Source organism: Verrucosispora sp. WMMC514 (genome assembly GCF_027497295.1).
Classification (GTDB): domain Bacteria; phylum Actinomycetota; class Actinomycetes; order Mycobacteriales; family Micromonosporaceae; genus Micromonospora; species Micromonospora palythoicola.
Genome location: NZ_CP114906.1, coordinates 3,736,162 through 3,759,644 on the forward strand (window position 1 = coordinate 3,736,162; position 23,483 = coordinate 3,759,644).

17 protein-coding genes are annotated in these 23,483 nt (G+C 68.4%); 13 read left to right on the forward strand and 4 right to left on the reverse strand.

Annotated features, from left to right (window positions below; translation table 11 throughout):
• Positions 1-77 precede the first annotated feature (77 nt).
• Genes O7597_RS31780 through O7597_RS17455 form a run of 3 tightly spaced genes read left to right on the forward strand, consistent with a single transcriptional unit; the run spans position 78 to position 11,326 of the window.
• Positions 78-6,512 (forward strand): sigma-70 family RNA polymerase sigma factor, encoded by a 6,435-nt coding sequence (locus O7597_RS31780; protein WP_348650758.1) that lies wholly within the window; start codon positions 78-80, stop codon positions 6,510-6,512.
• A complete protein-coding gene (locus O7597_RS17450; protein ID WP_281580162.1) occupies positions 6,509-9,571 on the forward strand; it encodes a helicase-related protein in 3,063 nt (1,020 codons plus the stop codon). The genes O7597_RS31780 and O7597_RS17450 overlap by 4 nt, the downstream gene beginning before the upstream one ends.
• Before the next feature lie 12 nt (positions 9,572-9,583).
• Positions 9,584-11,326: a hypothetical protein gene (locus tag O7597_RS17455; protein WP_281580163.1), complete on the forward strand. Its 1,743-nt coding sequence runs from the start codon at positions 9,584-9,586 to the stop codon at positions 11,324-11,326.
• On the opposite strand, the gene O7597_RS17460 is transcribed toward O7597_RS17455, so the two are convergent.
• A complete protein-coding gene (locus O7597_RS17460) occupies positions 11,316-11,750 on the reverse strand; it encodes a very short patch repair endonuclease (protein WP_281580164.1) in 435 nt (144 codons plus the stop codon). The genes O7597_RS17455 and O7597_RS17460 overlap by 11 nt on opposite strands.
• Before the next feature lie 246 nt (positions 11,751-11,996).
• Here O7597_RS17460 and O7597_RS17465 point away from each other — a divergent pair, with 246 nt between their 5' ends.
• Both O7597_RS17465 and O7597_RS17470 read left to right on the forward strand, forming a co-directional pair.
• Complete coding sequence (locus O7597_RS17465; protein WP_281580165.1) at positions 11,997-12,983, forward strand: HNH endonuclease; 987 nt, start codon at positions 11,997-11,999, stop codon at positions 12,981-12,983.
• A 210-nt stretch (positions 12,984-13,193) separates the two neighbouring features.
• Positions 13,194-14,294: a DNA cytosine methyltransferase gene (locus O7597_RS17470; protein WP_281580166.1), complete on the forward strand. Its 1,101-nt coding sequence runs from the start codon at positions 13,194-13,196 to the stop codon at positions 14,292-14,294.
• A 503-nt stretch (positions 14,295-14,797) separates the two neighbouring features.
• On the opposite strand, the gene O7597_RS17475 is transcribed toward O7597_RS17470, so the two are convergent.
• On the reverse strand, positions 14,798-16,075 hold the full coding sequence (locus tag O7597_RS17475) for an IS701 family transposase (RefSeq protein WP_281580117.1): 1,278 nt from the start codon (positions 16,073-16,075) through the stop codon (positions 14,798-14,800).
• 274 nt (positions 16,076-16,349) lie between these two features.
• Between O7597_RS17475 and O7597_RS17480 the strand changes: the two genes are divergently transcribed.
• The 3 genes from O7597_RS17480 (at position 16,350) to O7597_RS17490 (ending at position 18,183) form a co-directional block, all read left to right on the forward strand.
• On the forward strand, positions 16,350-16,808 hold the full coding sequence (locus O7597_RS17480; RefSeq protein WP_281580167.1) for a hypothetical protein: 459 nt from the start codon (positions 16,350-16,352) through the stop codon (positions 16,806-16,808).
• A gap of 63 nt (positions 16,809-16,871) precedes the next feature.
• A complete protein-coding gene (locus O7597_RS17485) occupies positions 16,872-17,675 on the forward strand; it encodes a hypothetical protein (protein WP_281580168.1) in 804 nt (267 codons plus the stop codon).
• A 118-nt stretch (positions 17,676-17,793) separates the two neighbouring features.
• On the forward strand, positions 17,794-18,183 hold the full coding sequence (locus tag O7597_RS17490; RefSeq protein ID WP_281580169.1) for a GIY-YIG nuclease family protein: 390 nt from the start codon (positions 17,794-17,796) through the stop codon (positions 18,181-18,183).
• Positions 18,184-18,233: 50 nt separating this feature from the next.
• On the opposite strand, the gene O7597_RS17495 is transcribed toward O7597_RS17490, so the two are convergent.
• The gene (locus O7597_RS17495) at positions 18,234-18,725 is read right to left on the reverse strand and encodes a flavoprotein (protein WP_281580170.1); all 492 of its coding nucleotides are present in this window, start codon (positions 18,723-18,725) and stop codon (positions 18,234-18,236) included.
• Complete coding sequence (locus tag O7597_RS17500; protein ID WP_281580171.1) at positions 18,722-19,969, reverse strand: helix-turn-helix transcriptional regulator; 1,248 nt, start codon at positions 19,967-19,969, stop codon at positions 18,722-18,724. Before O7597_RS17500 ends, O7597_RS17495 begins: the two co-directional genes overlap by 4 nt.
• A gap of 233 nt (positions 19,970-20,202) precedes the next feature.
• Here O7597_RS17500 and O7597_RS17505 point away from each other — a divergent pair, with 233 nt between their 5' ends.
• From O7597_RS17505 to O7597_RS17525, 5 genes are all read left to right on the forward strand, one after another.
• Positions 20,203-20,457: a hypothetical protein gene (locus O7597_RS17505; protein ID WP_269739660.1), complete on the forward strand. Its 255-nt coding sequence runs from the start codon at positions 20,203-20,205 to the stop codon at positions 20,455-20,457.
• Positions 20,454-20,708, forward strand: a complete 255-nt coding sequence (locus O7597_RS17510; RefSeq protein ID WP_281580172.1) for a DivIVA domain-containing protein — start codon at positions 20,454-20,456, stop codon at positions 20,706-20,708. The genes O7597_RS17505 and O7597_RS17510 overlap by 4 nt, the downstream gene beginning before the upstream one ends.
• Positions 20,705-21,829: an FAD-binding oxidoreductase gene (locus O7597_RS17515; protein ID WP_281580173.1), complete on the forward strand. Its 1,125-nt coding sequence runs from the start codon at positions 20,705-20,707 to the stop codon at positions 21,827-21,829. Before O7597_RS17510 ends, O7597_RS17515 begins: the two co-directional genes overlap by 4 nt.
• A 177-nt stretch (positions 21,830-22,006) precedes the next feature.
• Positions 22,007-22,453, forward strand: coding sequence for a nitroreductase family deazaflavin-dependent oxidoreductase (locus tag O7597_RS17520; RefSeq protein ID WP_269739657.1), 447 nt, complete (start codon positions 22,007-22,009; stop codon positions 22,451-22,453).
• Positions 22,454-22,883: 430 nt separating this feature from the next.
• Entirely contained in the window at positions 22,884-23,381 is a 498-nt protein-coding gene (locus O7597_RS17525; protein ID WP_269739656.1) for a hypothetical protein, read from the forward strand.
• Positions 23,382-23,483 lie beyond the last annotated feature (102 nt).

Here is a 23,483-nt window from a genome sequence, read left to right on the forward strand (position 1 = left end):
CGACATTGTCCGTACCGTCGGGCACCGCGTCAGTGCCCGTTCGACCGACGTGCCGCACCAACGAGTAAAGGTCTCATATGGTTTTCCGCACCACGCCCCCCGCCGAGTCACCGGCGTTGATCCTGGACCGTGCCACCTCACTGGTCGACTATCTGATGGCCGTGCGCGCCCAGATGGAGAAGCCGGCCCGGACGGTGTCGCAGGCGGACGCGTTCTGGCAGCACGAACTGCCGGTCCACGCGGACTGCCAGGTGGGCGTCTCATCCGACGGCAGCACCTGGTTGCGAGTAGGTCTGCCGCCCGCGCCGAAGCAGCTTCGGGCACCCGCCGAGTTCGGTCCGTACCTGACCGGGCCGCTGTCGTACGAGACCGAACCGCGGCTGGCTGGCGACGGGGAGACGGTCGAGCGCCTGCGGACCCGCTTCGAGCAGTGGCGAGAGCGGGACTGGCGTCCGTGGGCCGAGCAGGCCCGGCCCACGGAGGCAGTACGCCAGCTGCACCGCAGCCTGTTCGACCTCAAGCACCGCGTCGACATGAACGCCGCCACCCATGAGCTGGTGTGGGGGCACGGTGTCCTGCGCACGGACATCGGCGCGAACAGAGTGCAGTACCCACTGGTCGTGACCCCGGTCGCGGTCGAGTTCGACGTCGATCGGTCGATGATCACGGTGGTGCCGCAGGGGGCTGGTCGTCTCCAGACCGACCCGCTGACCGGCCTCGACGAGAGGTACCTCAGCCAGCTGCTCGCGCTCGCCGGCACCGGCGGGCAGCTCGACCTCGACGTCTGGGACGACTTCAGCCGCCTGGAGTTTCTCGAGCGGGCTCTGCGGCGCCTCGGGCTCGATCCGGCCGTCCGGGCCGCGGATGCGCCCGCACTGACCGGCCCTCACGTCCACGACACCGGCGTGCTCTTCGTCCGGCCCCGGCAGCGGATGCTGCGCCGGTTCCTTGAGGAGCTGCGGGCCCGCCTGCTGAACGGCGACACTGCGAGCATTGGTGCGCTGGCCGCCATCCTCGCCCATGAGCCGAGCCGCCTTGAGATGCCGCATGACGAGCCCGTCCAGTGGGTGCCGCTGGGGGAGCGGCTGCTCATGCCGCTGCCCACCAACGAGGCGCAGGAGTCCATCGCTCGGCGGCTTGCTCAGCACCGCAATGTGGCCGTCCAGGGTCCGCCCGGCACCGGCAAGACCCACACCATCCGCAACCTGATCTGCCATCTCATGGCGCACGGCAAGCGGGTACTCGTGGTCGCGCAGAAGGAGGACCCGCTGCGGGTCCTGCGGGACGGCCTGCCCGAGGAGATTCGATCCCTCTGTCTTGCGGTACTCGGCCGGTCCACCGACCAGCTTGTCCAGCTTCAGCTCGCCGCCCGGGAACTCTCCGACCGCGGCGCCACCCTCGACAAGCGGAGCGAGCAGCAGCGCGTGGATCGGCTGCACCGCCAGCTCGAGGAGGCCGAACGGGACCTCGGCCAAGCGATCAGCGCCATGCGCACACTGGCGGAGAGCGAGTCCGCCAGGTACGAGATCGACGGCATTCAGCTGTCGCCGAGCGATGTCGGGGCCTGGCTGCGCGACCGCGCCGATCGGTACGGCGACATCCCCGACGAGATCCCCCCGCATCTCGACGCCCCGCTCACCGTCGAGGAGTTCACCGACCTGCTCGACATCGCGCGCCGTACCGTCCGCCAGGACCGCATGCAGGCGGTGCGGCATCTGCCCACGGCGGCCGCGCTGCCCACCGCCTCGGTCGTCCTCGCCGCGCGGCGAGAACTCGCCGCTGCCCGCGCCGAGCTGGACAATCTCGTCGCCGAAGGCGTGGTGCTCCAGCAAGTACGGGCGTTCGGCCGGCCCGCGCTCGACGAGCTCGCCGGGCACCTGCGTGAGGCGCTCGCCGTGCTCACCGCCCGCGAGGGCGCTTGGACGGACGGGCTCGCCAGGCTTCTGCAGGCCGACGCGAACTGGCGGGCCATGTGGGAGGACCACGTCGCGGCGTGCCAGCGGGGGCTCGCCGAACTCGCCGCGGCGACCCGGCTCGTCGCCGGGCACCGGGTCACCGTTCCTGAACCGCACCTCGCCGAGCCTCGCCGACTACTGGCGCAGCTCGGCGAACTGCGCCAGCGCTTCGCCGCTGGTAAAGGCGTCAACCGGCTCTTCCAGGGCACTCTCGCCAAGCTCGCCACGGACTGCCGCATCGACGGTGAGAATCTGCGCACCACCGACGACGTCGACATCGTTGCCGCGCACGTCAACCGGCTGCGGCTGCGGCAGGAGCTGGCGACCCGGTGGACCGAGTGGCGGAGCCTGCTCAACCTGCCTCAGGAGGCCGGCGACCAGCCCGAGCTCTGGGCCGGCCGGTTGCTCAGTGACGCGGCGACGGCCCTGGACTGGGACCGTCGGCGCTGGCCCGCCCTGCACGCCACCGTCCGCCGACTGGTGCCCCACGTCGAGCACGCAGTCGACGTTCGCCGGTTGACTGCCCTCAACGGTCTTGTCGCTCGCTGCGCGGCCGTGTTCGCTCACGACCGGCTCCTCGCCGAGGAGCGCGAGCTGGGTGTCGCACTCGAGACCGGCATGTCCATGGGCGACGCGAGCGAGTTGTGGCGGCTGCTCGACCAGAGCCGACAGCAGCCCGACCTGCCCGGCTGGGACGGCTTCCTCGAAGAGGTACGCCGTCTGGCCGGTCTGCGCCCCGACGCTCAACGGTTCACCGAACTCGCCGAACGGCTCCGGTCGGCCGCCCCCGCATGGACCGCCCAGATCGATGAGGGCACCGCGAACGCCCTCGCCGGCACCGGCGGCGACTGCCTGCACCGATGGCAGTGGCGCCGCGCCCAAAGCTGGTTCGACAAGGTGGTGGGCAGCGTCGACCCGGTCGCGCTCGGGCGACGGGTCGAGCAGACCCGGGACCGCATTCGGCGTCTCACCCAGGAACTCGTCGTCGCCTCCTCCTGGCTGGAGGTCTCCAAGGCGCTCGACGACCGTCGGCGGGCCGCGCTGGCCGACTGGACGACTGCTCTGCGCAAGATCGGAAAGGGTACGGGGAAGAACGCCGCGCTGTGGCAGGCACATGCCCAGCGGGCCATGAGTGCCGCCGTCGACGCCGTACCGGTCTGGGTCATGTCGGTCGACCGGGCGATCGAGCAGTTCGCCGGTGGCGCCCACTTCGATGTCGTGATCGTCGACGAGGCGTCCCAAGCCGACATGTTCTCGCTGCCCGTCCTGAGCCTTGCCGAACGAGCCGTCGTCGTCGGTGACGACCAGCAGATCGGTCCGCAGCTGTCGTTCGTCGGCTCGGTCACCAGCCTGATCAACTCGCACTTGGTGGATGTGCCCTCCGCCGAGCACTTCGATCCGGAGAGCAGCCTCTACGACCACGCCGTCCGGCGCTCGCCGGAACGCATTCTGCTCACCGAGCACTTCCGCTCCGTGCCGGCGATCATCGGCTTCTCCAGCGAGACGTACTACGGCGGGGAGATCGAGCCGCTGCGCACCGACCGGCCTGCCGGCATAGGCGACCCCGTCATCGCTGTGCACGTGCCGGAGGGCATCCGCCAAGGCCTCGTCGGCTACGGCGACGTCAATCTCCCCGAGGCCGAAGCTCTCGTCGCACGGGTCGCGGCGATCGTCGCCGACCCCGCGTACGAGGGACGCAGCATCGGCGTGGTCAGCCTCCTCAGCACCAGCGGCCAGGCTCTCTATCTGCTGACCCGGCTCCGCGAGGAGATCGGCGAGGAGGAGATGGAACGGCGCCGACTGCGGGTCGGTGACCCCTACACGTTCCAGGGCGACGAGCGGGACATCGTCCTGGTGTCGATGGTGGTCGAGCCGCACCAAGGCCCGGTCGCTGCCTTCACCAAGCGTGACCACCACCGGCGAGTCAACGTCGCCGCCTCCCGCGCGCGGGACCAGCTGTGGGTGTTCCACTCGGTGCAGCCGGCTGATCTGCGGGAGGACGACGCGCGCGGGCTGCTGCTCACCTACTGCCAGAACGTCACCGCCGCCGACGAGGTGTACGACGACCTGGAGAAGCGCTGCGACAGCGACTTCGAACGTGAGGTGCTCCGCCGCATCCTGCGCCGGGGATACCGGCCCTTGCCGCAGTTCCGCATCGGCGGGTACCGGATCGACTTCGTGCTGCCGGCGCCGGACGGGCGGCGGCTGGCCATCGAGTGTGACGGCGACGCGTACCACGGGCCGGAGCAGTGGGAGAGCGACATACGCCGGCAGGCCGTGCTGGAGCGGGTCGGCAACTGCGTCTTCGTCCGGATCCGGGGAAGTGTCTTCAGCCGGGACCCGGAGGCGGCACTGGAGCCGCTGTGGCAGCGCATCGACGAGCTGGGCATCGTCGTTCCACCTGATCCGCCGTCGCCGCCGACTCCATCGCACCGGCCTGCGCCGGGGGGTGGCACGGTCGTCCGCGCGCGGTCGGCACTGCCCGGTCCGCACATCGGCCAGGCAGCACCCTCGTGGTCGTCCGCACCGGTGCCGCCCGAAGCGACCTTGAGGGCAGCTCAGGGCAGCACTGCCGTAGCCGTCGCAGGCAGGATCTCGCCGGTGCGGGACGTTCCGCTCGTGGCAGAGCCGGCCGAATCCTCTGCACGCCCGGCAGCGGCGGGGATCCGCCGCGACCAGCTACCGTCCACGCCGTCGTCTACGTTGGTCCATGCGCCGTCCGAGACGGAGATGGTGGGCGGAGGACCTACCCCGCAAGCAGTGGCTGCACCTGACTCGTCATCCGACTCGGAGGCGCTCCCGACCGCCGAAGCATCCGCCAATCCTCCGGTCGAGGCCGCCGTCATCGAACTGCCCCGCTCTCGCGTGGTGGAGGCGGAGACGCCGGCCAACGACGTGATGGCAGGGCCTCCACCGTTGAGCGGGGGACCGATGGTGGTCGCGCCCTCGCCGCAGCGGGCCACCGCAACGAAGACCGCGCCACTCGTCACGGACGCACCGGTGGACGAGCTGCGCACGATGCTCGACCGCCGTGGTACACGAGCGGCGCAGTCGGTCGTAGCCGACTTCGTCGCCCGGCTCGGGTTGACCCACCGGCAGGTCGATGCGCTGGTGGTCGCGCTGGGCCAGAAGCCGTCACCCGCAGCACGTCAGGAGGATCCGCCGGCCACGTCGGACCCGTCCGTCGAGAGCCCACCGACGGAGGGTGCCGAGGACATCACCGAGCCGGCGGAACTCTCGGATGCACAGGCCGACGCATCGGACGTCGAGGCGGCACAGGTCGAGAGCGATGCCCCCGCGGACGACGACCTTGCATGGATGTTCGGAGGTGACTCGCAGACGCCCGCAGCGAGAGCAGTCGACGATGTCGTGGGTCAGACGCTCGACGATCTCCTAGGTGACTGGGCACGTAGCGGCCATCTGAGCCGTGCTGACGTCGCACTGCTCGCCACGAAGCGGAAACTGTCGTCGGCGCAACACGGCGAATTGCTCAGCCTTCTGCAGGACGCAGGCGTCGAGCTTCCACGGTCGATCGACGTTCGACCGAAGCAGGCTGCGCCCAAGGGGTACGAACATGACGGTGACTCCGTCGGCCAGTACCTGCGGGCGATCGGCCGATACCCCCTGATCGGTGCTTCCCGCGAGGTCGAGTTGTGGTCGTTGATCTCCCGAGGGAGCGCTGCCCAGGAGGAGTTGGAAGCGGGAGGCGACGAGCTGGCCCCAACCCTCCGATCGAGTCTCGAACGCCGCGTGGCGGATGGAAGGCGCGCACATGCAGAAATGGTCTGCGCAAACCTGCGGTTGGTGGTCTCGATAGCCAGGGGTCGGCAATACGAAGGCAGCGGGGTCGAGTTCGCCGACCGAATCCAGGACGGCAACATCGGCCTGATGCGGGCCGCCGACAAGTTCGACGGCTCGAAGGGATTCAAGTTCTCGACCTATGCGACGTGGTGGATCAGGCAGGCCATCGAGCGCGGGATCGGAGACCGAGGTAGGACTATCCGGATCCCGGTGCACATGCACGAGAAGGTGCAGAGGGTGCGCCGGGCGGTTTCGCGGCTGACGTCGAGGCTCGACCGTGAGCCCACCTTGGCGGAGATCTCCGAGGAGACGGGTGTTGAGCCCGGATCTGTGCAGGCGATCCTCGATCTCGATCGCCCGCTGGTCAGCATCGACATGCTGCTCGGAGAGGAGGGCGACCTACGCCTGTCGGACATCCTGCTCGACGACGACAACCGCGATGGGCGTACCGATCCCGCCGAGGTCGTCATCCACGCGATGTTCCGTACCGATGTCGCCCGCACCTTGGCCGCGCTTCTGCCGTACCGGGCAGTCCGCATCCTCGAACGCAGGTTTGGTCTCGGAACTGGCGACGAGGAGACGCTGGACGCCATCGGTGCCCACTTCAACGTCACCCGTGAACGCATCAGGCAGATCCAAGGCAAGTCGTTGGCGACGCTGCGGGAGAGCGAGGAGGTCGTCGCGTTGCGGTCGTACCTGGTCGACGATTCGAAGGCCGGCGAGTTCGGCGTGCCCGTGAGGAGGAAGGCGTCATGAGCGGCGTGGGGGACCAGTCACTGGAGCAGGCCTGCGAGGCGTTCGTCAACTGGCTCGACCGACGGGTGGTAGCGGCGGGCCGCGGCGACGGCTTGAGCCGTCTCGAGGTGGCACCTTCCGGCACGTTCTGGTTGGGCCGTCTCGCCTGCGAGGACGAGGTGCGCAAGGACGCCTCCGACGATCGGTCGGAGCGTCTGGACCCATGTGCGATCGCCATCCGACTTCGCCCTGCGGAGGCGCCACCGTGGTCGATGACGGTGACCGTCCGGGCACGGGCGTGGGTGAAGGATCCGAAGGACGGGCCGGACCCGGACCGGCGCTGGTGGCGGACGGACCTCGTCGAGGAGGTCGTGCCGGTCCTCGCCTACGGCGAAAGCGGAACATTTGGCGGCAAGCAGCTTCGGGATGCATTCGCCGCGGTGGGCGCGCCGGGTCTCTCCGCCGAGGTGCGGGTGGACGTGGAGGACTGGCATCGGCAGACCGAAGTCGTGGTGCAGCTGGTCAACACGAGCCCGGAGAAGGCACCCGGCCTGACCGACTCCCACCTGTACGAGACGCAGCTCGAAGTCTCTGGCCTTCCCACCGTGCCGTTCGAGCTTGAGGCGCTACCGGACAGCTTCCGATACGACCGGAAGGTGCCGGCCTACGGAGTGAACGTCGGCGTCGACGTAGTGGCATCAGGCGTGTTCCGCACGTCGGACAACGTGAGCGTGCAGACCTACCGTCCCGATTACTGGAGCGGATCCACCCCGCAGCCGGACCTGTCGTTCATGAGGCTCGCATCCGACCCGCTTCCTCAGCTCCAAGCCTTGGTCGACGCCCTCGACTCGTATGACCACGCCCACTGGTCTTCGACAGCTCTCGACGCTCGGCAGGCCGCCGAGGGTTGGACGCCGACGATGCGAGCCAAGGCCGACGAGTCGGCCGAGCAGGTGTTCGAGGAACTAAGGAGGCTCCAGTCCGGTCTAGCGCTGCTACAGGACCGTCCTGAGATCCTCCGTGCCTTCCAGCTCATGAACAAGGCCATCGCCCGTAGCGCCAAGGGGCGCGGGTACGACTCCTGGCGGCCCTTCCAGGTCGGCTTCCTGCTCTCGGCCATCCGTTTCCTCGCCGAGCCGGAGGACGAGGCGAGGTACGTCGACACGGTCTGGTTCGCGACCGGTGGTGGCAAAACGGAAACCTACCTGGGATTGCTCCTGACGGCGGCGTTCTTCGACCGCCTCACCGGCAAAGTCCTGGGGGTGACGGCGTGGTCGCGCTTCCCGCTGCGGCTGCTGAGCCTCCAGCAGACCCAGCGTTTCGCCGATGCCCTGGCCGGCGCGGAGATGGTGCGCCGAGACGAGGGCGTGAAGGGTGCACCATTCAGCCTCGGCTTCCTCGTCGGGCGGGCGGGGACGCCCAACAGGATCGTGCCGAAGACCGAGACCGACGAGATTACCCCCGACAGCCCAGGCATGCCGGACAAGTACCGGGTCCTGTTGCACTGCCCCTTCTGTCGAAACGAGAACCTCCAGATGCGCTTCGACCGCCAACGGTGGAAGCTCGACCATCGCTGCACGAACCAAAGCTGCCCCTGGAAGGGACAGGCCCTGCCGATGTACGTCGTCGACCAGGAAGTGTTCAGGTTCCTGCCGACGGTGGTGGTCGGCACCCTCGACAAGGCCGCATCGATCGGTCTGCAGCAGGCGATGCGCGGCCTGGTAGGGCCGGCACAGAAGCTGTGCCCAGTGGAATGGCACGGCTTTACGTACGCGGAGCGGTCCAAGAATCCCAACGGCTGTCTGGTGCCGGACTGCCAGGGCGGCAAGGCCCTCAGGCCGCTGCCCATGGACGCCAAGCGGTTCGGCCCGTCACTGCGGTTGCAGGACGAGTTGCACCTGCTCCGGGACAGTCTCGGCGCGGTCGATTCTCACTACGAGAGCCTGCTCGACCATCTCCAGTTCGAGCTGTGTGGCACTCGGGCGAAGATCGTGGCGAGCAGCGCGACGTTGACCGGGTACGAGCACCAGACCAAGGTCCTCTACCAGCGGGAGGGGCGGGTCTTTCCGCAGCCGGGTCCGCGAGCGGGTGAATCGTTCTGGACGACCCCGACGGAGAAGCCGTTGCGGCGGTTCGTCGCCGTCGCGCCCCGTGGCGTCACGTTGGAGCACGTCAGCGACCGGACGCTCGACGCCTTGCAGCGCTGCGTCCGCCTACTCAAGGACGACCCTGCGACCGTTTGTGCCGAAGCCGGCATCGACCGGAAGTACGTGGACACGCTGGTCAGCCTCTACGGCACCGACGTGGTCTACGGCTCGACGCTCTACGACGTGGAAGCTGCCGGGCGAAGTCTTGGTAGCAACAACACGGTCGAGGGCATCAACGTCGAGCAGCTCACCGGGCAGACCGAGTTCGACGACGTCCGGGCCATCCTGGACCGGTTGGAGAAGCCGGAGGAGGACTTCGCCGAGCGGATCCACGTGGTGGCCGCCAGCTCGATGCTCTCGCACGGTGTCGACGTGGACCGGCTGAACACCATGGTGATGCTGGGCCTGCCGCTGACGACCGCCGAGTTCATCCAGACCACGGCACGGGTCGGTCGTAGGCACCCTGGCCTGGTCTACGTCCTGCACAAGATCGGCCGCGAACGTGATGCGCAGACGTTCCGGCAGTTCACGCAGTACGTGCGGCAGGGCGATCGATTCGTCGACGCCATTCCGATCACGCGTCGCAGTCGCCGGGTCCTGGACCTCACCGTGGCCGGCGTCGTGGGCGCACGCACGTTGATGATCCGAGAACCGGCCAGCAAACAGCGTCTCAGTACGCCTGCGAAGCTGCGCCAGTACGCACGCGATTCCGGGATGACGCCCGCGGCCGAAGCAGCCGCGGTGGCTTCGGTCCTCGGCCTCGATGGGGCTGAGGACTCCCTGCATCGCGAACAGATCGGCGAATGGCTACAGGCGTGGTTCGCCGATCTCGAAGACCCTGCCACCACGGCCACGTTCGTCAGCGAACTCGGTCCTCGATCTCCCATGACGAGCCTCCGCGACGTCGAGGCCAGCGCTCCCATCCACGACTGACAGGCGGACGAGATGACGGTCCTTGGATCCCGCAGTGGCAGCCAGATCCTGCGTACGTTCCTGCCCAACCAGACGGTCGACCTGCGTGGCGACGTCTACCGGGTCGCGGAGTGGTCGGCGCCAAGCCCCATCGATGTCGATACCGACCTGGTCCGACGTCACCTGCATCGCGAGGTGGGCGCATGGGCCTTCCACGGCACGGACGGTGGCGTCGGTGACGACCTGATGCGGAACGCTCCCGTCGAAGTGGTCGAGCTCGACGAGCGACGCGGCGTCACCGTCGAACGGTATCCGCAGGTGTGGCTCTGCCGGACGTGCAAGCGCATCGGGAGGTCCATCGACCGGCCTTGCAAGTGCGGCCAGCGCAGCAAGTGGGGCCAACTGCACTTCGTCGGCGTCCACGAATGCGGCGCGATCGCTGAGCCGTACATCAAGCGGTGCCCGACGCACGACGACGTCAAGGTCGTGATTCCAAAGAGCGCCAAGGCGGCGGACATCTCCTTCGTCTGCCCCGCCTGTGACACCCGCCTGATGCAGGGGCTCGGCTTCAACAAGCCCTGCGGGTGCGGTCAGGGCTACTTCCGCTGGAACGTGCACAAGGCCCGCATGGTCTACACGCCGCGCGGGATGGTGCTGATCAATCCGCCACGCCCCGAGCACCGGGAGGGACTCAAGCTCGCCGGTGGCGCTCGCAAGGCGTTGGTCTGGGTGGTCGATGGGCTGGCGGTGGCCCGGCCTGCCGACGTGGTCTCCCCGCCGACCCTCGAAGAACTGATCGAGCAACTCATGCGTACCGGTCTTCCTCGGGAGATCGCGGAGGCTGCCGCGAAGAGCGCCGCCGACCAGGGGGGACTGGCGAAGGCTGGTGACCACCCGATCGACGGGCTCTCGGGCGAGCGGCGCGAGGAAGCAGAGCGGGAAGCGGTCGACATCGCCATGGCGCTCGCGGAGAGCCGCACGCCGACGACGGCACTGCGCAGTGCGACGCCCGGGGACGCCCTGGACGTGCGTTACCGAGACCGCTACCCGGCGGCGCTCGACCGGGCCGGGATCGACGGTCTGGACCTCGTCGACCGGTTCCCGGTGCTGAACGCGATGTACGGCTACACGCGGGGCGAGGACGACCCGTCGAAGTGTCGGCTGGTGCCCTTCCGCCGGAAGAAGGGCGGCTATCGGCTCTACGGCAACCTCGCCGAGACGGAGGCATTCCTGGTCCGCCTGGACCCGGTACGGGTCGCCACCTGGCTGGTCGGGAGAGGGCACCGGTTGCCGGGATGGGCCTCCGGAAACGGGGCGGTAGCGGCGCGAGTCGCGATTCTGCAGGAGGTACAGGTGCCGTCCAAGCGTGACGACCCGTCGGTCGAGTCCGCCGGCACCGACCTGCTCAAGCTGGTGCACACCTACGCCCACCGGTTCGTTCGGCAGGCCGCCGTCTTCTCGGGGATCGAGCGGGACGCGTTGAGCGAGTACCTGGTACCCGGTCACCTGGGCTTCTTCGTCTACGCCGCCGCTCGCGGTGACTTCGTGCTTGGCGGCATGCAGGCGGTGTTCGAGTCGAACCTGGACGAGTTGCTCGACGCGTTCGTCGACGCAGAGCACCGTTGTCCACTGGATCCTGGGTGTGCCCGTGGCAGTGGCGCGTGCAGCGCTTGCGTCCATCTGGGGGAGCCGTCGTGCCGGTTCTTCAACCGCTTCCTGGATCGAAAGGTGCTCTTCGGTACCAACGGATACCTGCGTACGCCGGTCAGGGCGTAGCAGGAGGTACCCGGCGCCGCCATTCGGCCTCCACCCGGTCGGCGGCGGCGTCGGTGGCCTCGTGCTCCCAGACGTGCAGCACTATCCAGCCCAGCTCGGCCAGGGCGGCGTCCTTCGCGTGGTCGCGGGCGACGTTGCGGTCGAGCTTCTGCTGCCACCATTCCCGGTTGTTGCGAGGCAGGGTGCCGTGGTCGGGGCAGCGGTGCCAGAAGCAGCCGTCGACGAAGACCGCCACCTTCGCCCGGGTGAAGGCCAGGTCGGGGCGTCCTGGCAGGCCGGCATGGTTTACCCGGAACCGCAGGCCGCGCTGATGAAGCTCACGGCGTAGCGACAGCTCGGGCTTCGTCGAGGCACGAGGCATGCGCCGGAACCGGGCGGAGGTTGCGGCGTCGAGGGCTCTTGGCAAGGTGGACTTTCGGTCCATCTCTCAAACCTATCCGGCGACAGCACGAAAGATCATTCATAGCTAGCCTCAGAGGGAAATAATAGCTTGCCTCGCATTAGGTGCCCTTTTCGTACGAATGTAAAGCTCGCCCCGTCGGCGGCCGCGCAGGCCGACCCCAAGGGTGCTTACGCTCCAGGCTCGAAAGGATCGGAACTTTGGCGGCGACAGCTGACCAAAGGTGCAGCTGTCGCCCGGCGGCTGGAGGGCATGGAAAGGAGCACCTCGATGCCGACCATCGGCGACTATCTCGACCTGAGCGCTGGGCAGGCGGTGAACCAGTGGAGTTCGATCCTCCGCCGGACACCCAGGCCTGGCGCCAGGCAAGAAGACTTCACTCCTGTCGAGACCCTCCTGTGCCTCGCGGCCAGCCTCGTCTTCAACCATCGCCGGTACCGCGGATCGACCGCCCACCTCGCCGAAGAACCCATCCCTACGCTCGCCCGACTGTTCAGGCGCCCGCCCGGAAGCTTGATCGCCAAGATGGGGAACCTCGACGGCGGTCTGGCCCACGGGGCCAGGTACGAGGTCTATGTCGCATCGACCCTCCTCGCCGACCCGGGGCGGCTGGAAGCGACCTACCGGCTCATCCTGGAAGCGGGCCGCGAGGCTGGGATCGGGCCCGACGATCTTCCCGACTTCCTCGGCTTGGAGGGCGGTGACGAGTTGCACCTCCTTGGGCAGGAAGAGCTGACCTATTCGGACTTGGAGATGGCGGTCCAGGAGAAGGTCGCCGCCTGGTCGCGGAAGGCACCGGACCTTCCGGAGCGAGTGACCGAACGCCTGCTCATGGCTGCGGTGCGGGTCGGGCAGCATCGGTTCGCGCGCGATGTCCTCCACAACCACGGTCATCGGTGCGCCTTCTGTGGCCTGGGCGTGCGGACGAAGGGCCGCGCGGCACAACGGATGCTCGTCGCCAGTCACATCAAGCCCTGGCGGGTGAGCACCTCTGCCGAGCGGCTCGACCCGCAGAACGGGGTTGCTGCATGCCCCACGCACGACGTCGCCTTCGACACCGGGCTCCTGGCGATCGACCATGAGCTGCGGGTGCACGTCCGTCCGGACGTACAGGAGGCGATCCAAGCGGATCCGGCAGCGCGATCGTCCTTCGGAAGCCCACCGCTGGCACGTCGACTGCTGCTGCCAGAGGGAGCCACGGCACCTGCAGAGCGATATCTGGCCTGGCACTACGCGAACATCTATCAACGGTCGTGATCGGGTGCAAAACAGCCCAAACGGTCCCATCAACCTGGAGGAGTCGGGCTCACAGTCGTCCCGGCACGTCCTGCTGTCAGTTGCTGCCGATCTTCACGCCCAGCCATGGGCCAGATCGGTAGGGTCGGCTGACTTTTGTCCATGCGATGGAGCCCACGTCGCGCACCCGCCCGACTCCGCCTCCGCTCCGTGATCTACTACAGTCCGAGCATGCCCGCCCGATCTGTCAGGATCTCTGCCGTCGATCTCTTCTGCGGCGTCGGCGGGCTCTCGCACGGGTTGCAGGACGCCGGCATCCATGTCGCTGCCGGCGTGGACCTCGACCGTACGTGTGACTATCCGTATCGACGCAACGTTCGGGCGCCGTTCCACAGGCGAGACGTCCGTGACCTCACCGTCGAGGAACTCTCTGCCATGTGGCCCGCCGGTGCCGTCCGCGTCCTCGCTGGCTGCGCACCGTGCCAGCCGTTCTCGTCCTACCGGCGCGGCGTCGACACGTCGAACGAGGCCCAGTGGCCCCTCGTGGACGAGGTGCGCAGGCTTGTTCAAGGCACGACACCCGAGATCGTCACCATGGAGAACGTCCCTCGGATCGGCGGCACGCGCATCTTCAAGGACTTCGTCGAGCAGCTGCGTGACTACGGCTACCACGTGGACTTCTCATCCTGCTACTGCCCGGCCTACGGAGTGCCCCAGCACCGTCGACGTCTGGTCCTGGTCGCCTCGTTGCTCGGTGACATCGCCGTGCCCAAGGGCACCATCGCCCCCGACCAGTACGCCACGGTTCGTCAGGCGATCGGCGGACTGCCTCCTGTCGGAAACGGCGAGACCCACCCTGCCGACCCCCTCCACAAGAGCCGCACACTGACACCGATGAACCTCAAGCGCATCAAGCGGTCCAGTCCTGGCGGCAGCTGGGAGGAATGGCCGGAAGAATTGCGCGCTCCCTGTCACCGGAAGGCGTCAGGCGCAAGCTTCCGGAATGTCTACGCCCGCATGGCGTGGGACGAACCCTCGCCCACTATCACGACCTTGTCGTACAGCTTCGGCGCTGGACGGTTCGGGCACCCCGAACAGGATCGGGCGATGACGCTCAGGGAAGCCGCAATCTTGCAGAGCTTTCCCGAGGACTACGAGTTCGTCCCACCGGGTGAACCAGCGCAGTTCGCGCCGCTTGGACGCATCATCGGAAACGCGGTTCCGCCACTGCTCGCGAAGGCTGTCGGGATGGCGGTCGTGGAGCATGTCGCATCGGTGAAGGGTGCCGTGCGCAAGGTTGCACGTGCTAGGGCGCTGCCGGTAGAGGGCTGAGGAGTCCCCAACTGCCGTATCGTCATTGATCGGGACAGCGGCTGCCCCGTTTCCGCATGACGAGTCGCTGGGCTGTCTATCCGTCGCGAGCGCGAATCCAGCCGCGACGGCCCGACTGCCGGCGGCCCGGGGCATAGACTGCGCCCGACCGCCTCACCGTCGGGAAGCTGTGCCTGGGTGATGCCCAACCAACTCGCCACCACGGCCTGCGGTAACGCCGCTCGTACGTGGTACGGGTGGTGTCGGCACGCCCGGATCACTCGTCTGAGATGTCGTTCCACAGAGCCGCCCGTAGCGGCGGATGCGACCGAACCTCCGGCGGTGCGCTCAGCCTGTCGCGTTCGGCGGCCTGGCAGGGCGCGCAGCGTCCGCTGTCGTTGTCGCGGGCCAAGCGCGCCCCCGCAACGGGAGCAGTTCGCAGGTGTCACCGGCAACCTCGCCGTTCGCGGTCGGCTGTGTGCATTGCGCTCCGTCGAGCCTAATACGGCAGCCGCCGTTTGGGATCATGGCTGGAGTTCGAGGTTGAGTCGGCGTGTGTAGTGGGCTCGGCGGGCTCGGGCTTGATGCCGGCGTCTCCATCCTGACCAGTGCAAACGGTGGGCGAGGTCGGTGATCGGGCGGATGATGCAGGCGTTGATCAGTCGGCGGATCTCGTTGACGGTCAGCTTGATCAAGCCGTGGTCGGTGGAAGCGTCGGTCGCGGCGTCGGCGGCGCAGATCGCCAGGACGGCGAGTGCGGCCAGGGCGAGGGTGGTGAACCGGTGCCAGGAGTCCCAGCGGCGGACCTGGTGCTGGTCCAGGCCGACCTGGCCCTTGGCGGCCTGGAAGCTCTCCTCGACGGTCCAGCGGATGCCCGCGACCCGCACGAGCTGAGCGAGAGTGGCCGGCTTCGGGGTCCAGCAGCGGTAGAAGGCCAGCTCACCGGTGGTCGTGTTCTTTCGAATCAGGAGGCTGTGCCGTCCGCCGTCGTCCGGGTCGGCGTCGGTGCACACGTCGTCGAGCCAGGCCCAGTCGTAGAAGCGTGGGCCCTTGGATCCGGCCCCGGCCGAGCGGCGTTGCCATGCGGTGGCGGGCAGGTCGGCGGCCACCCGGTCGGCGCGGACGCGGGTCTTGCCGCCGTCGAGCGGCACCAGATGACTGCGGGACACCGCGAGGACATAGCCGAGTCCGCGTTCGCGCAGCAAGGCACGAAACACGCTGCTGTTGCCGTATGCCTCGTCCGCGGCGGCCCACCCCGCCGGGACACCGGCATCAAGGGCTGCGGTGATCATGTCGGCGGCCAGCTCGCACCGGGTCGCGAACCCGACCTCGTCGGGCACCCCCGCGGCGGCGCAGCGGTCACGGTCGTCGGTCCACGACACCGGCAGATACACCCGTCGATCGATCAGAGTGTGCCCGTGCCGGCTTGCGTAGGCGAGGAACACCCCGACCTGGCTGTTCTCGATCCGCCCGGCCGTGCCCGTGTACTGCCGCTGCACCCCGACGGTGTGGCTGCCCTTCTTCAGGTCTCCCGTCTCGTCCGGAACCAGGACCGCGTCCGGGTCACCGAACCGGCCCGCGACCAGAGCCCGCAGGTCATCACGAACGGCGTCGGCGTCCCACACCGCCCGGTACAACAACCGCTGCATCGCGTCCGGCCGGACGTGCCCGGCCTGCTCCGCCAACTGCCAACATGTCTTGACTTCAAGGTCAGATAGCAGACCAGAGACGAACTCTCCCGCCGCCCGCCGCGGCTCCACCCGCCCGAACCGGCCCGCGAAGCAGCCGAGCACCCCGGCCATGACCCGCTCCCACGCGGCGGGGTCTACGCTGTGGCCTGCGGCCACCGCCAGATCTGAAGTTATGTCCACAACGTACAGACGATCACGCGGTGGCCGCCTCGCGTCCACCCCACCTCAACAGCAAGATCTCAAACGGCGGCTGCCGTACTAACCATTCAAACGCTTTCGTGGTCTCGCGGTATAAGCAGCACGTATATCGACAATCCTATAGCGTTATGAGGATCGAGGGTGCTCGGGCGCAGCCTGCGGTGAGACGACCAACGGAAGGAGCAGGATGCTCACCATCGACCGAGTCGGCACCGGACGGGCGCTCGTCTCCGACGAGCTGTTCACCCAGCTGACCGCCCGAATCGCCCACGACCACCCCGAACTCGCTCCCGACATGCCGGCCCGAATCCTCGATCAGGCGCTCGCCTTCCTCGGGACCTGCGCCACCGCCACCGGACCGCTCGGGCCGAGCGACCTGGTCGACATCGGCTGGCACACGTTCCTCCTGCACACCCGCGAGTACGCCGACTTCTGCCAGCGCGTCGCCGGTCGGTTCATCCACCACCAGCCGGAGCCCACATCGGAGGAGCCGTCCTCCGGACCTGAGCCGATCGGTGCGCCGATTTCCCGGAAGGTCGCCGCGATTACCGCCGCCGGCTTCGCCGTCGATCATGAGCTGTGGGGCGGCCGGGTGTCCGACTGCACTCAGTGCCACGCCGGCTGCACCGACAGCCCGACTCGATAGGCAGGCCACCAGCGGTCCCGGGCATAGACTGCGCGGGACCGCTCGTCCTCGGGAGGCCACCGGATGCCGCGTCGCCGCGACTGGCACGAGCTTCCCGGGGAGGTACGCCGGCAGATCGAACAACGCACCGGTGCTGTCCATGCCGCCTACTCCGTACCGACCGGTGCCTCCTGCGACCTGGCCGCCGTTGTCGACGCCGACAGCGGTCGGGTCTTCTGCAAGGGCGGGGAGGCGGACGGACCGGTTGCCTGGCTCTACCGGAACGAGGCCCGCGTCAACCCCTGGCTACCCGATGTGGCACCCCGCCTGCGCTGGACGGTCGAAGCGCACGGCTGGTTGATCCTCGGCTTCGAGTACGTTGCCGGCCGGCATCCCGACTTTGCTCCAGGCTCGCCGGATCTGGATGCGATCGCGGAACTGCTCGCCGCCCAGAGCCGCCTACTGACTCCCAGCCCGCCCGTCCAGGTGCAACGCTTCGCTGAACGTTGGCGAGGGCTCATCGCTCCCGACCTGGTCGACGGCGACACGCTGCTGCACACCGACATGACGCCGCGGAACTTCCTCGTCGCCGAGCGGCTGCGGCTCGTCGACTGGTCCAGCCCGGCGCGCGGCGCGGCGTGGATCGACACCGCCCTCATGCTGGTCCGTCTCATCCGCGCCGGCCACGCGCCCGCCGAGGCCGAGGCATGGGCCGCACAGATCCCAGCGTGGACACGCACCCCCGACGAAGCCCTGGACGCCTTCGCCGAAGGGTTGGTGCGCCTGTGGGAGCACAAGCAACGTTCCGCACCTGGTTCACACCACGGACCGTTGCTCCATGCCGTCCGCGAATGGCGAGACCATCGGGCGAGCCGTTTCGATGGGTAGTAGACCGCAACGGGCATTTGCATATCGGCAACTCTAGGCACATGACGCGACCCGCTGATTATCCAAATTTCTACGACTACACGACTCGTGCGCCGTCACCGGGAGTACCCTGCCGGGCATGCCCGACCCCTCGAACGACGACCTGTTGGCCGGCTTCACGCCTCCCGCGCCGTACACGGTGGAGGCTGTGGCCAAAGCCGCCCGCGCGCCCGGCGTGCACGTGGTCCTCGACGGCGGCACGGTGATCTACGTGGGTCGGACCGGGAACCTACGCAACCGCCTCCGGCAGCACCTGACCGGCAATCGCGAGTCGTCGGTGCTGCACGAGCAGGTCGGCCAGATTCTCGACAAGCAGGGCCCGGTGGCGAGCGCGCAAGACATCGCCGACTGGCTGGGCCGGCGGGAGATCCGCTGGCAGGAGACCGACAACCCGGAGGGTACGAAGGAAGCGCTGGTCTTGGCCCTCAAGCCGCGCTTCAACCGTCAGGTGCCGCACCCGCGCCGCTGAGCCTGGTCGTGCTGCCTGCAATACACCGACGGACACTTGAGTGCCGGAGGTTATGCGAACCGGAGACGGTGAACGGCCGAATGCCAATCCAGTTCAGCAGGTAGGGGTGTCACGGCGACCGCCGCGTCCTGTAGCGATCGCAGGTGCCGGTCATAGCTCGGGTGTGCGGTCAACTGCTCCTTGACGTTCGGAAACGCATGGACCGGGATCCCCGCACCGAGCGCTTCGTTGAGGATGCCGAGCGCGAGGGTGTCGTTGATGCCCTGAGCCCACTTGTTGATCACGTTGAAGGTGGCGGGCACGACGGCGACGGCCGTGGCCGGCGGATGCGGCTCCGGCTCGCCGGGCTTCCGCCATTCCACCCGCACGGGGTAGCCGGTCTGCGCTGCTAGCGCCTCCCGGTCGATCCAGGTCGCGGCGGTCGGGGTGGCGGTGAGACAGACGGTCCAGCCGTCTTCCTGTAGCAGATCAATCAGCTCAGCGATCCGCAGCACCGGAGGCGCTGCGCAAACGACCAGGGCGAGTACGCGTGAGTGGCTCATGCCAGCAGTCCGGCCCGCTCCGCGAGTGGCCGCAGTCCTGGCGTCGCCGTCCGGCGCTCCTTCGCCAACAGGTCGAGCAGGAGTGTGCGGGCCTGTACGTTCGCGTACACCATCTCGGCGGCAACCCGCTCGGCTTCGAGCAAGTGAAGCACGCAGACCGACCTGTCATTGGACGACATCAGCGCTGCCGCCGCCAGGTCGACGTGCACCTGTGCCCTTCGGCCAACCAGCACGATGGGCAGTCGCGACGTGTCGAGCCGAGCACCAATCTCCATGGCCTGGTCCGGGTTACCCGCGCGCACGGCGGCCGATACCGCGTGAATGACGACGTTCGTTGGGCCGAAGCCGGTCCACAGCCGGTTGCGGTCGGCGCCCAACGTCGTTGCCAGCCGTTCGGCACGCGTGAGGAAGTAGCCCGCTTGCTTCGTGTCGCCCTGCGCAGCAGTCATGACGGCAGCAAGAAGTAGTAGCGCTCCCTGAGCGGAGAGCAGGTCAGGGTCGGAGGTTGAAGCAGCCGAAGCCAATGAGTCGATGCTGGTTCGTGCCACCTGCTCGGCTTCTACCGATCTTCCGGGCTGCCCCATCAAACCGCATGCCGCCTGGTAGGCGGCAACAGCAGCAAGCGCCCGATCGTCGGCCAGACGTGCGGCGGTGGACGCCCGGTCAGCCGTCAACAGGGTTGCCTCACCGTCACCCACCTTGGCCGCGAGCTTGGATGCGGCGATGTAGGCAGCGGCGAGCAGCCGAAATGCACTGGTGCGGTGTATGCCGGCGGCGCTGCTGGTCAGGGCCGTCGCATGGCTGAGCACATCCGGCATCAGGCGGGCCGCCGACGTGTAGCTCGCTCGCTGGTAGAGGTTGTGCACTCTGCCCACAGCGCGCCGGACCTCGGGCAGCGGTGGTGCCGGTCGTGCTGAGTCCGTCAGGTAGGTGCTGAGGAAGGTCCGAAGGCCGTTCAAGAGATCAGACCTAGCGGCGGCGGAAACGGGATCACGCTCCATGTCCCTCACGGCCTGCCCTCGATGCGCTGCCACTGACACGTCGACGAGCATGTCGTCGAGCTGTTCGAGCGTAACGCGCAACGCGGAAGCAATGCGGGTGCGATGCCACGGCTGCGGGTCCGTCTCCGCGTTTTCCCAGCGCACCACAGTGGACCGCTCCACGCCGAGAAGGTCGGCCAGACGCTCCTGGCTGTATCCGAGCGCCTTACGCCGCTGGCAGAGTCGGTGTCGCTTCAAGGCCACGCCCGACCTCCCTCCGCTTTGGCGTCACTTTAATAACCCTGCGTCGACCACGCGGGTACGCAGATGCCTCATTTCTGCGTCACGCAGGCCTCTCCGGCGCTGTAGTCCCTGCTCATGTGCTCGCCGAGGCTGGACACGAGGCCCGGGGCGGGTGCTGGGCTCCGGCGGTGCCGACCCCCGACGGTGCGCCGTCCCCGCCCGCCCCGGTGCCGCAACCACAGCAGGGGAGGGACATGGATTCGATCGACGAGGTGCTCGGCGAGCTGCCGATGCCGCCGTACGTGACAGCAGAGGATGTCGGTTTCGCGGTGCGGGCGGTGACCGTACACGCTGCGGAGCAGTGGCCCGAGGGGCCGCGCTGCCGGAACGACCGTGCGCCGCATCCGTGCCGGCTGCACCGTTGGGGGCGGCGGGTGCTGGATCGGCGCGGCCTCAGCGACAGGCAGGTGCGGGCGCTGATCGCCGAGCAGGAGGCACCGCGGCGATGATCTACCTGTCCGGGGAACGCCTACAGTCGCATCACGTCCGCGCCGCCGAGTTCGACAGGCGCTGGCGGGGCCTGGACCCCGCCCAGGTGTACGACTATCTCGATCGGGTCGCCGACGAGTTGGCCCGGCTGCACCGGGAGTTGACCACGGCGAACACCGAGTCGGAGCGGATCCGGCAGGCGTTGCGGCAGTGGCAGTCCCGGCACACCGAGTGTCGACCCCACGGGCATGTGGCAGGGGAGCGCAGGTGACCGGGGCGGCTGGCGACCACGCGGTGATGGGCGAGGTTGCCGCGAGCTTCCGGGCCGGGCTGGAGGCGTACTGCCCGGGGCTGCTGCCGGAGCGGGCGACGGCGCTCGTCGTCGCCGCGCTGGCCCGCCTGGTCGGCGGTGGTGGTGACCGGGCCGGGCGGCTGGCGTTGCTGGCGGTGCTCGGCCGGGTCCACCGCCGGTACCGGCTGTGCCCCGAGCACGGCCCGCTCATCGGTGCCGCGCTGGCACCTGTGGCACCACGGCTGTGCCCGCAACAGGTCGGCTGGGAGCGACGGTGGCGCCGGGCCTGGGCGCTGATCGAGCGCGCCGCCGGGCGGATGGGCGACGGGCCGGCGTTCTGGCCGGCCGAAATGGTCGGCCGCGACCTGGCCGCTGACGGCATCGTCATCCTGACGGTACGCCCGTGGCGGCGGCTGCCGTTCCGGCCCGGTCAGGCGGTGCCGGTCTGCCTGCCGCAGCATCCCGGCCGCTGGCGCTGGTACTGCCCGGCCAACGCTCCACGCCTCGACGGCACCGTCGAGCTGCACGTCCGCGCGGTCCCCGCCGGCACCGTCTCCCGCACCCTCGTCCATGAGGTACGCCCCGACGACCTGCTCCACCTCGGCCCACCCGTCGACATCGGCCTGAGCCTGCCCACCGCTCCGGAGCCGTCCCCTCCTGGCGGCCCTGCCGAGGCGGCATCCGCCAGGGCTGAGCCGGCCAAGGCGGGACGAACCACTGCCCGGGATCTGCTGCTGGTGGCCGGCGGTACCGGGCTGGCCCCGCTGCGCGCCCTGGTCGAGCAGGTCGCCACCGCACCGGCTGGTCGCCGGGTGACCCTGATCGTCGGCGCACGCACCATCGCCGACCTCTACGACGCGATCACCCTGGACAAGCTCGACCAGGCACACCCCTGGCTGACCGTCGTGCCAGCGTTGTCACACGACCCGTTCGCCGCCCCCGCCGAACAGGGCGACGCCCTGACCGTCGCGCTCAACCACTACCGCCCCTACCAGCACGTCTACGTCTGCGGCCCGCCCGCAATGCTCAGCCTCGCCCGCCACCAACTCCCTGCCACCGGGATACCCGCCGAGCGGCTCCACCTGCCCACTCTTACTTGACGGAAAGCGAGCCACCTCGCCTCCGTCAAGTCCGCGCTCCCGCGATCAAGCAGTTGTGGCTTCCGAAAAGGGATGTTGTTTCCTTTTTACTTGGTGCCACAACTGCATGATCGACGAGGTCGCAGGGGCGGCCTTGGAGAATGGGCGGCGTCCATAGAGGTCGCGTACGTTGGGCGCATGGGATTGACGGGTGATTACGAGCCGAGCGCGTTGGAGTGGGTCCGCGAGCAGGTCGATCAGATCGTGCGTAACGGCACGACCGACGGCGTCACGATCGCCGGCCGGCCCATCGTGCTGATGACCTACCGGGGCGCCAAGACCGGCAAGCTCCGCAAGACGCCGGTGATGCGGGTCGAGCACGACGGACACTTTGCGGCCGTCGCATCGATGGGAGGCGCACCCAAAAACCCGCAGTGGTACGCCGCCCTGGTCGCCGATCCGGTGATCGAGCTTCAGGACGGGACAAAGACCGGGGAGTACCGGGCCCGTGAGGTGTTCGGCGACGAGAAGGCCGTCTGGTGGCGCCGGGCGGTCGAGGCGTACCCGGACTATGCCGACTATCAGCGCAAGACCGACCGCCAGATCCCCGTCTTCGTCCTCGAACCGGTCCCAGCGGCACCCTGAGCAGTCGCTGGGTGCTCCGGCGGGCACTGGGCTGCGTTCTCTGATACCTGGACACCGTCGTCTGCCGGTGCGTCAGCCACGACGCCACGGCCGCCAGCCGGGATGTTGCCCTCGGCTGCTGTCGAGCTGAGCCGTTCGCGCTATCGGGATCCTCGACCGCCGTAGCGGCAGGCCGACCGAGGGTCGTGCCCCCTGAGGCGTCCCGGGCCGGACGGGCTCGACCTCATGGCATCGACGAGCGGTCGCTCGACTCGTTGACGCCCTCAGCTCGACAGGACCCGTACCTACAGGACTGTCTGCTCAGTCACCGGATCATGGTCGCTCCCTGACCGTCCGGCCACACCCGCAGTCGCCTACCCGACAACTCGTGGCCTCAGGAACCTGAGGTGAGCAGCATCGACAAGCTGACACGACGTGGGGAGGCCAAAGAATGACCGATCCGTACCCGAGCCAACAGCCGCATCAAGTGGCTGCACCGGCGAGTCCGAACCAGCAGGATCCACCTACCGAACTCGGACATCCCCAGCCACCGATGAACGGCTGGGACAAGCGCAGCAAGCTGCCCGCCATTCTTGCCGTCGCCAGCATGGCTGTGGCTCTGATCGCTGTCGCCGTGGCCGCCCTCGTCTGGGTTAGCAGCAGGGACAGTCTGACTTTGGAAACGGCCCAACGGGAATGTCGGACCGCCCTGGAGCGCGAGGCAAAGAGGCGGGCAGGTCAAGCTGGGCCGGATGGGATCCTGGTGTCCCTAAACGACGTGGAGTTGCAGGAATCGTGGGAGACGGATTCGGGCTTTGCCGTCAATGGCGCTGCCCGCTACACGCTCACGAGTACACTGCTGCCGCAGGTCAGCCAGTCGGTAAGTCTGACGTGTGAAGCGACGACGGTGGATGGGCAGGTCGTGACGACAGTGAAGAACCGGCTCTGAATCCGGAGCGACGTCTGCGGCGGCCAGCCGTACACGAATGTCCGTGGCGGGCTCTAGCATGGGCGGGGTTTGAGTTGGCCGGTCAGGGGTGGGCATGGGGCG

What these genes read in the sequence shown, in the direction of transcription:
- O7597_RS31780 (WP_348650758.1), top strand. Translation starts at nt 78, where the DNA reads ATGGTTTTCCGCACCACGCCCCCCGCCGAGTCACCGGCGTTGATCCTG.
- O7597_RS17450 (WP_281580162.1), top strand. Translation starts at nt 6,509, where the DNA reads ATGAGCGGCGTGGGGGACCAGTCACTGGAGCAGGCCTGCGAGGCGTTC.
- O7597_RS17455 (WP_281580163.1), top strand. Translation starts at nt 9,584, where the DNA reads ATGACGGTCCTTGGATCCCGCAGTGGCAGCCAGATCCTGCGTACGTTC.
- O7597_RS17460 (WP_281580164.1), bottom strand. Translation starts at nt 11,750, where the DNA reads ATGGACCGAAAGTCCACCTTGCCAAGAGCCCTCGACGCCGCAACCTCC.
- O7597_RS17465 (WP_281580165.1), top strand. Translation starts at nt 11,997, where the DNA reads ATGCCGACCATCGGCGACTATCTCGACCTGAGCGCTGGGCAGGCGGTG.
- O7597_RS17470 (WP_281580166.1), top strand. Translation starts at nt 13,194, where the DNA reads ATGCCCGCCCGATCTGTCAGGATCTCTGCCGTCGATCTCTTCTGCGGC.
- O7597_RS17475 (WP_281580117.1), bottom strand. Translation starts at nt 16,075, where the DNA reads ATGGCCGGGGTGCTCGGCTGCTTCGCGGGCCGGTTCGGGCGGGTGGAG.
- O7597_RS17480 (WP_281580167.1), top strand. Translation starts at nt 16,350, where the DNA reads ATGCTCACCATCGACCGAGTCGGCACCGGACGGGCGCTCGTCTCCGAC.
- O7597_RS17485 (WP_281580168.1), top strand. Translation starts at nt 16,872, where the DNA reads ATGCCGCGTCGCCGCGACTGGCACGAGCTTCCCGGGGAGGTACGCCGG.
- O7597_RS17490 (WP_281580169.1), top strand. Translation starts at nt 17,794, where the DNA reads ATGCCCGACCCCTCGAACGACGACCTGTTGGCCGGCTTCACGCCTCCC.
- O7597_RS17495 (WP_281580170.1), bottom strand. Translation starts at nt 18,725, where the DNA reads ATGAGCCACTCACGCGTACTCGCCCTGGTCGTTTGCGCAGCGCCTCCG.
- O7597_RS17505 (WP_269739660.1), top strand. Translation starts at nt 20,203, where the DNA reads ATGGATTCGATCGACGAGGTGCTCGGCGAGCTGCCGATGCCGCCGTAC.
- O7597_RS17510 (WP_281580172.1), top strand. Translation starts at nt 20,454, where the DNA reads ATGATCTACCTGTCCGGGGAACGCCTACAGTCGCATCACGTCCGCGCC.
- O7597_RS17520 (WP_269739657.1), top strand. Translation starts at nt 22,007, where the DNA reads ATGGGATTGACGGGTGATTACGAGCCGAGCGCGTTGGAGTGGGTCCGC.
- O7597_RS17525 (WP_269739656.1), top strand. Translation starts at nt 22,884, where the DNA reads ATGACCGATCCGTACCCGAGCCAACAGCCGCATCAAGTGGCTGCACCG.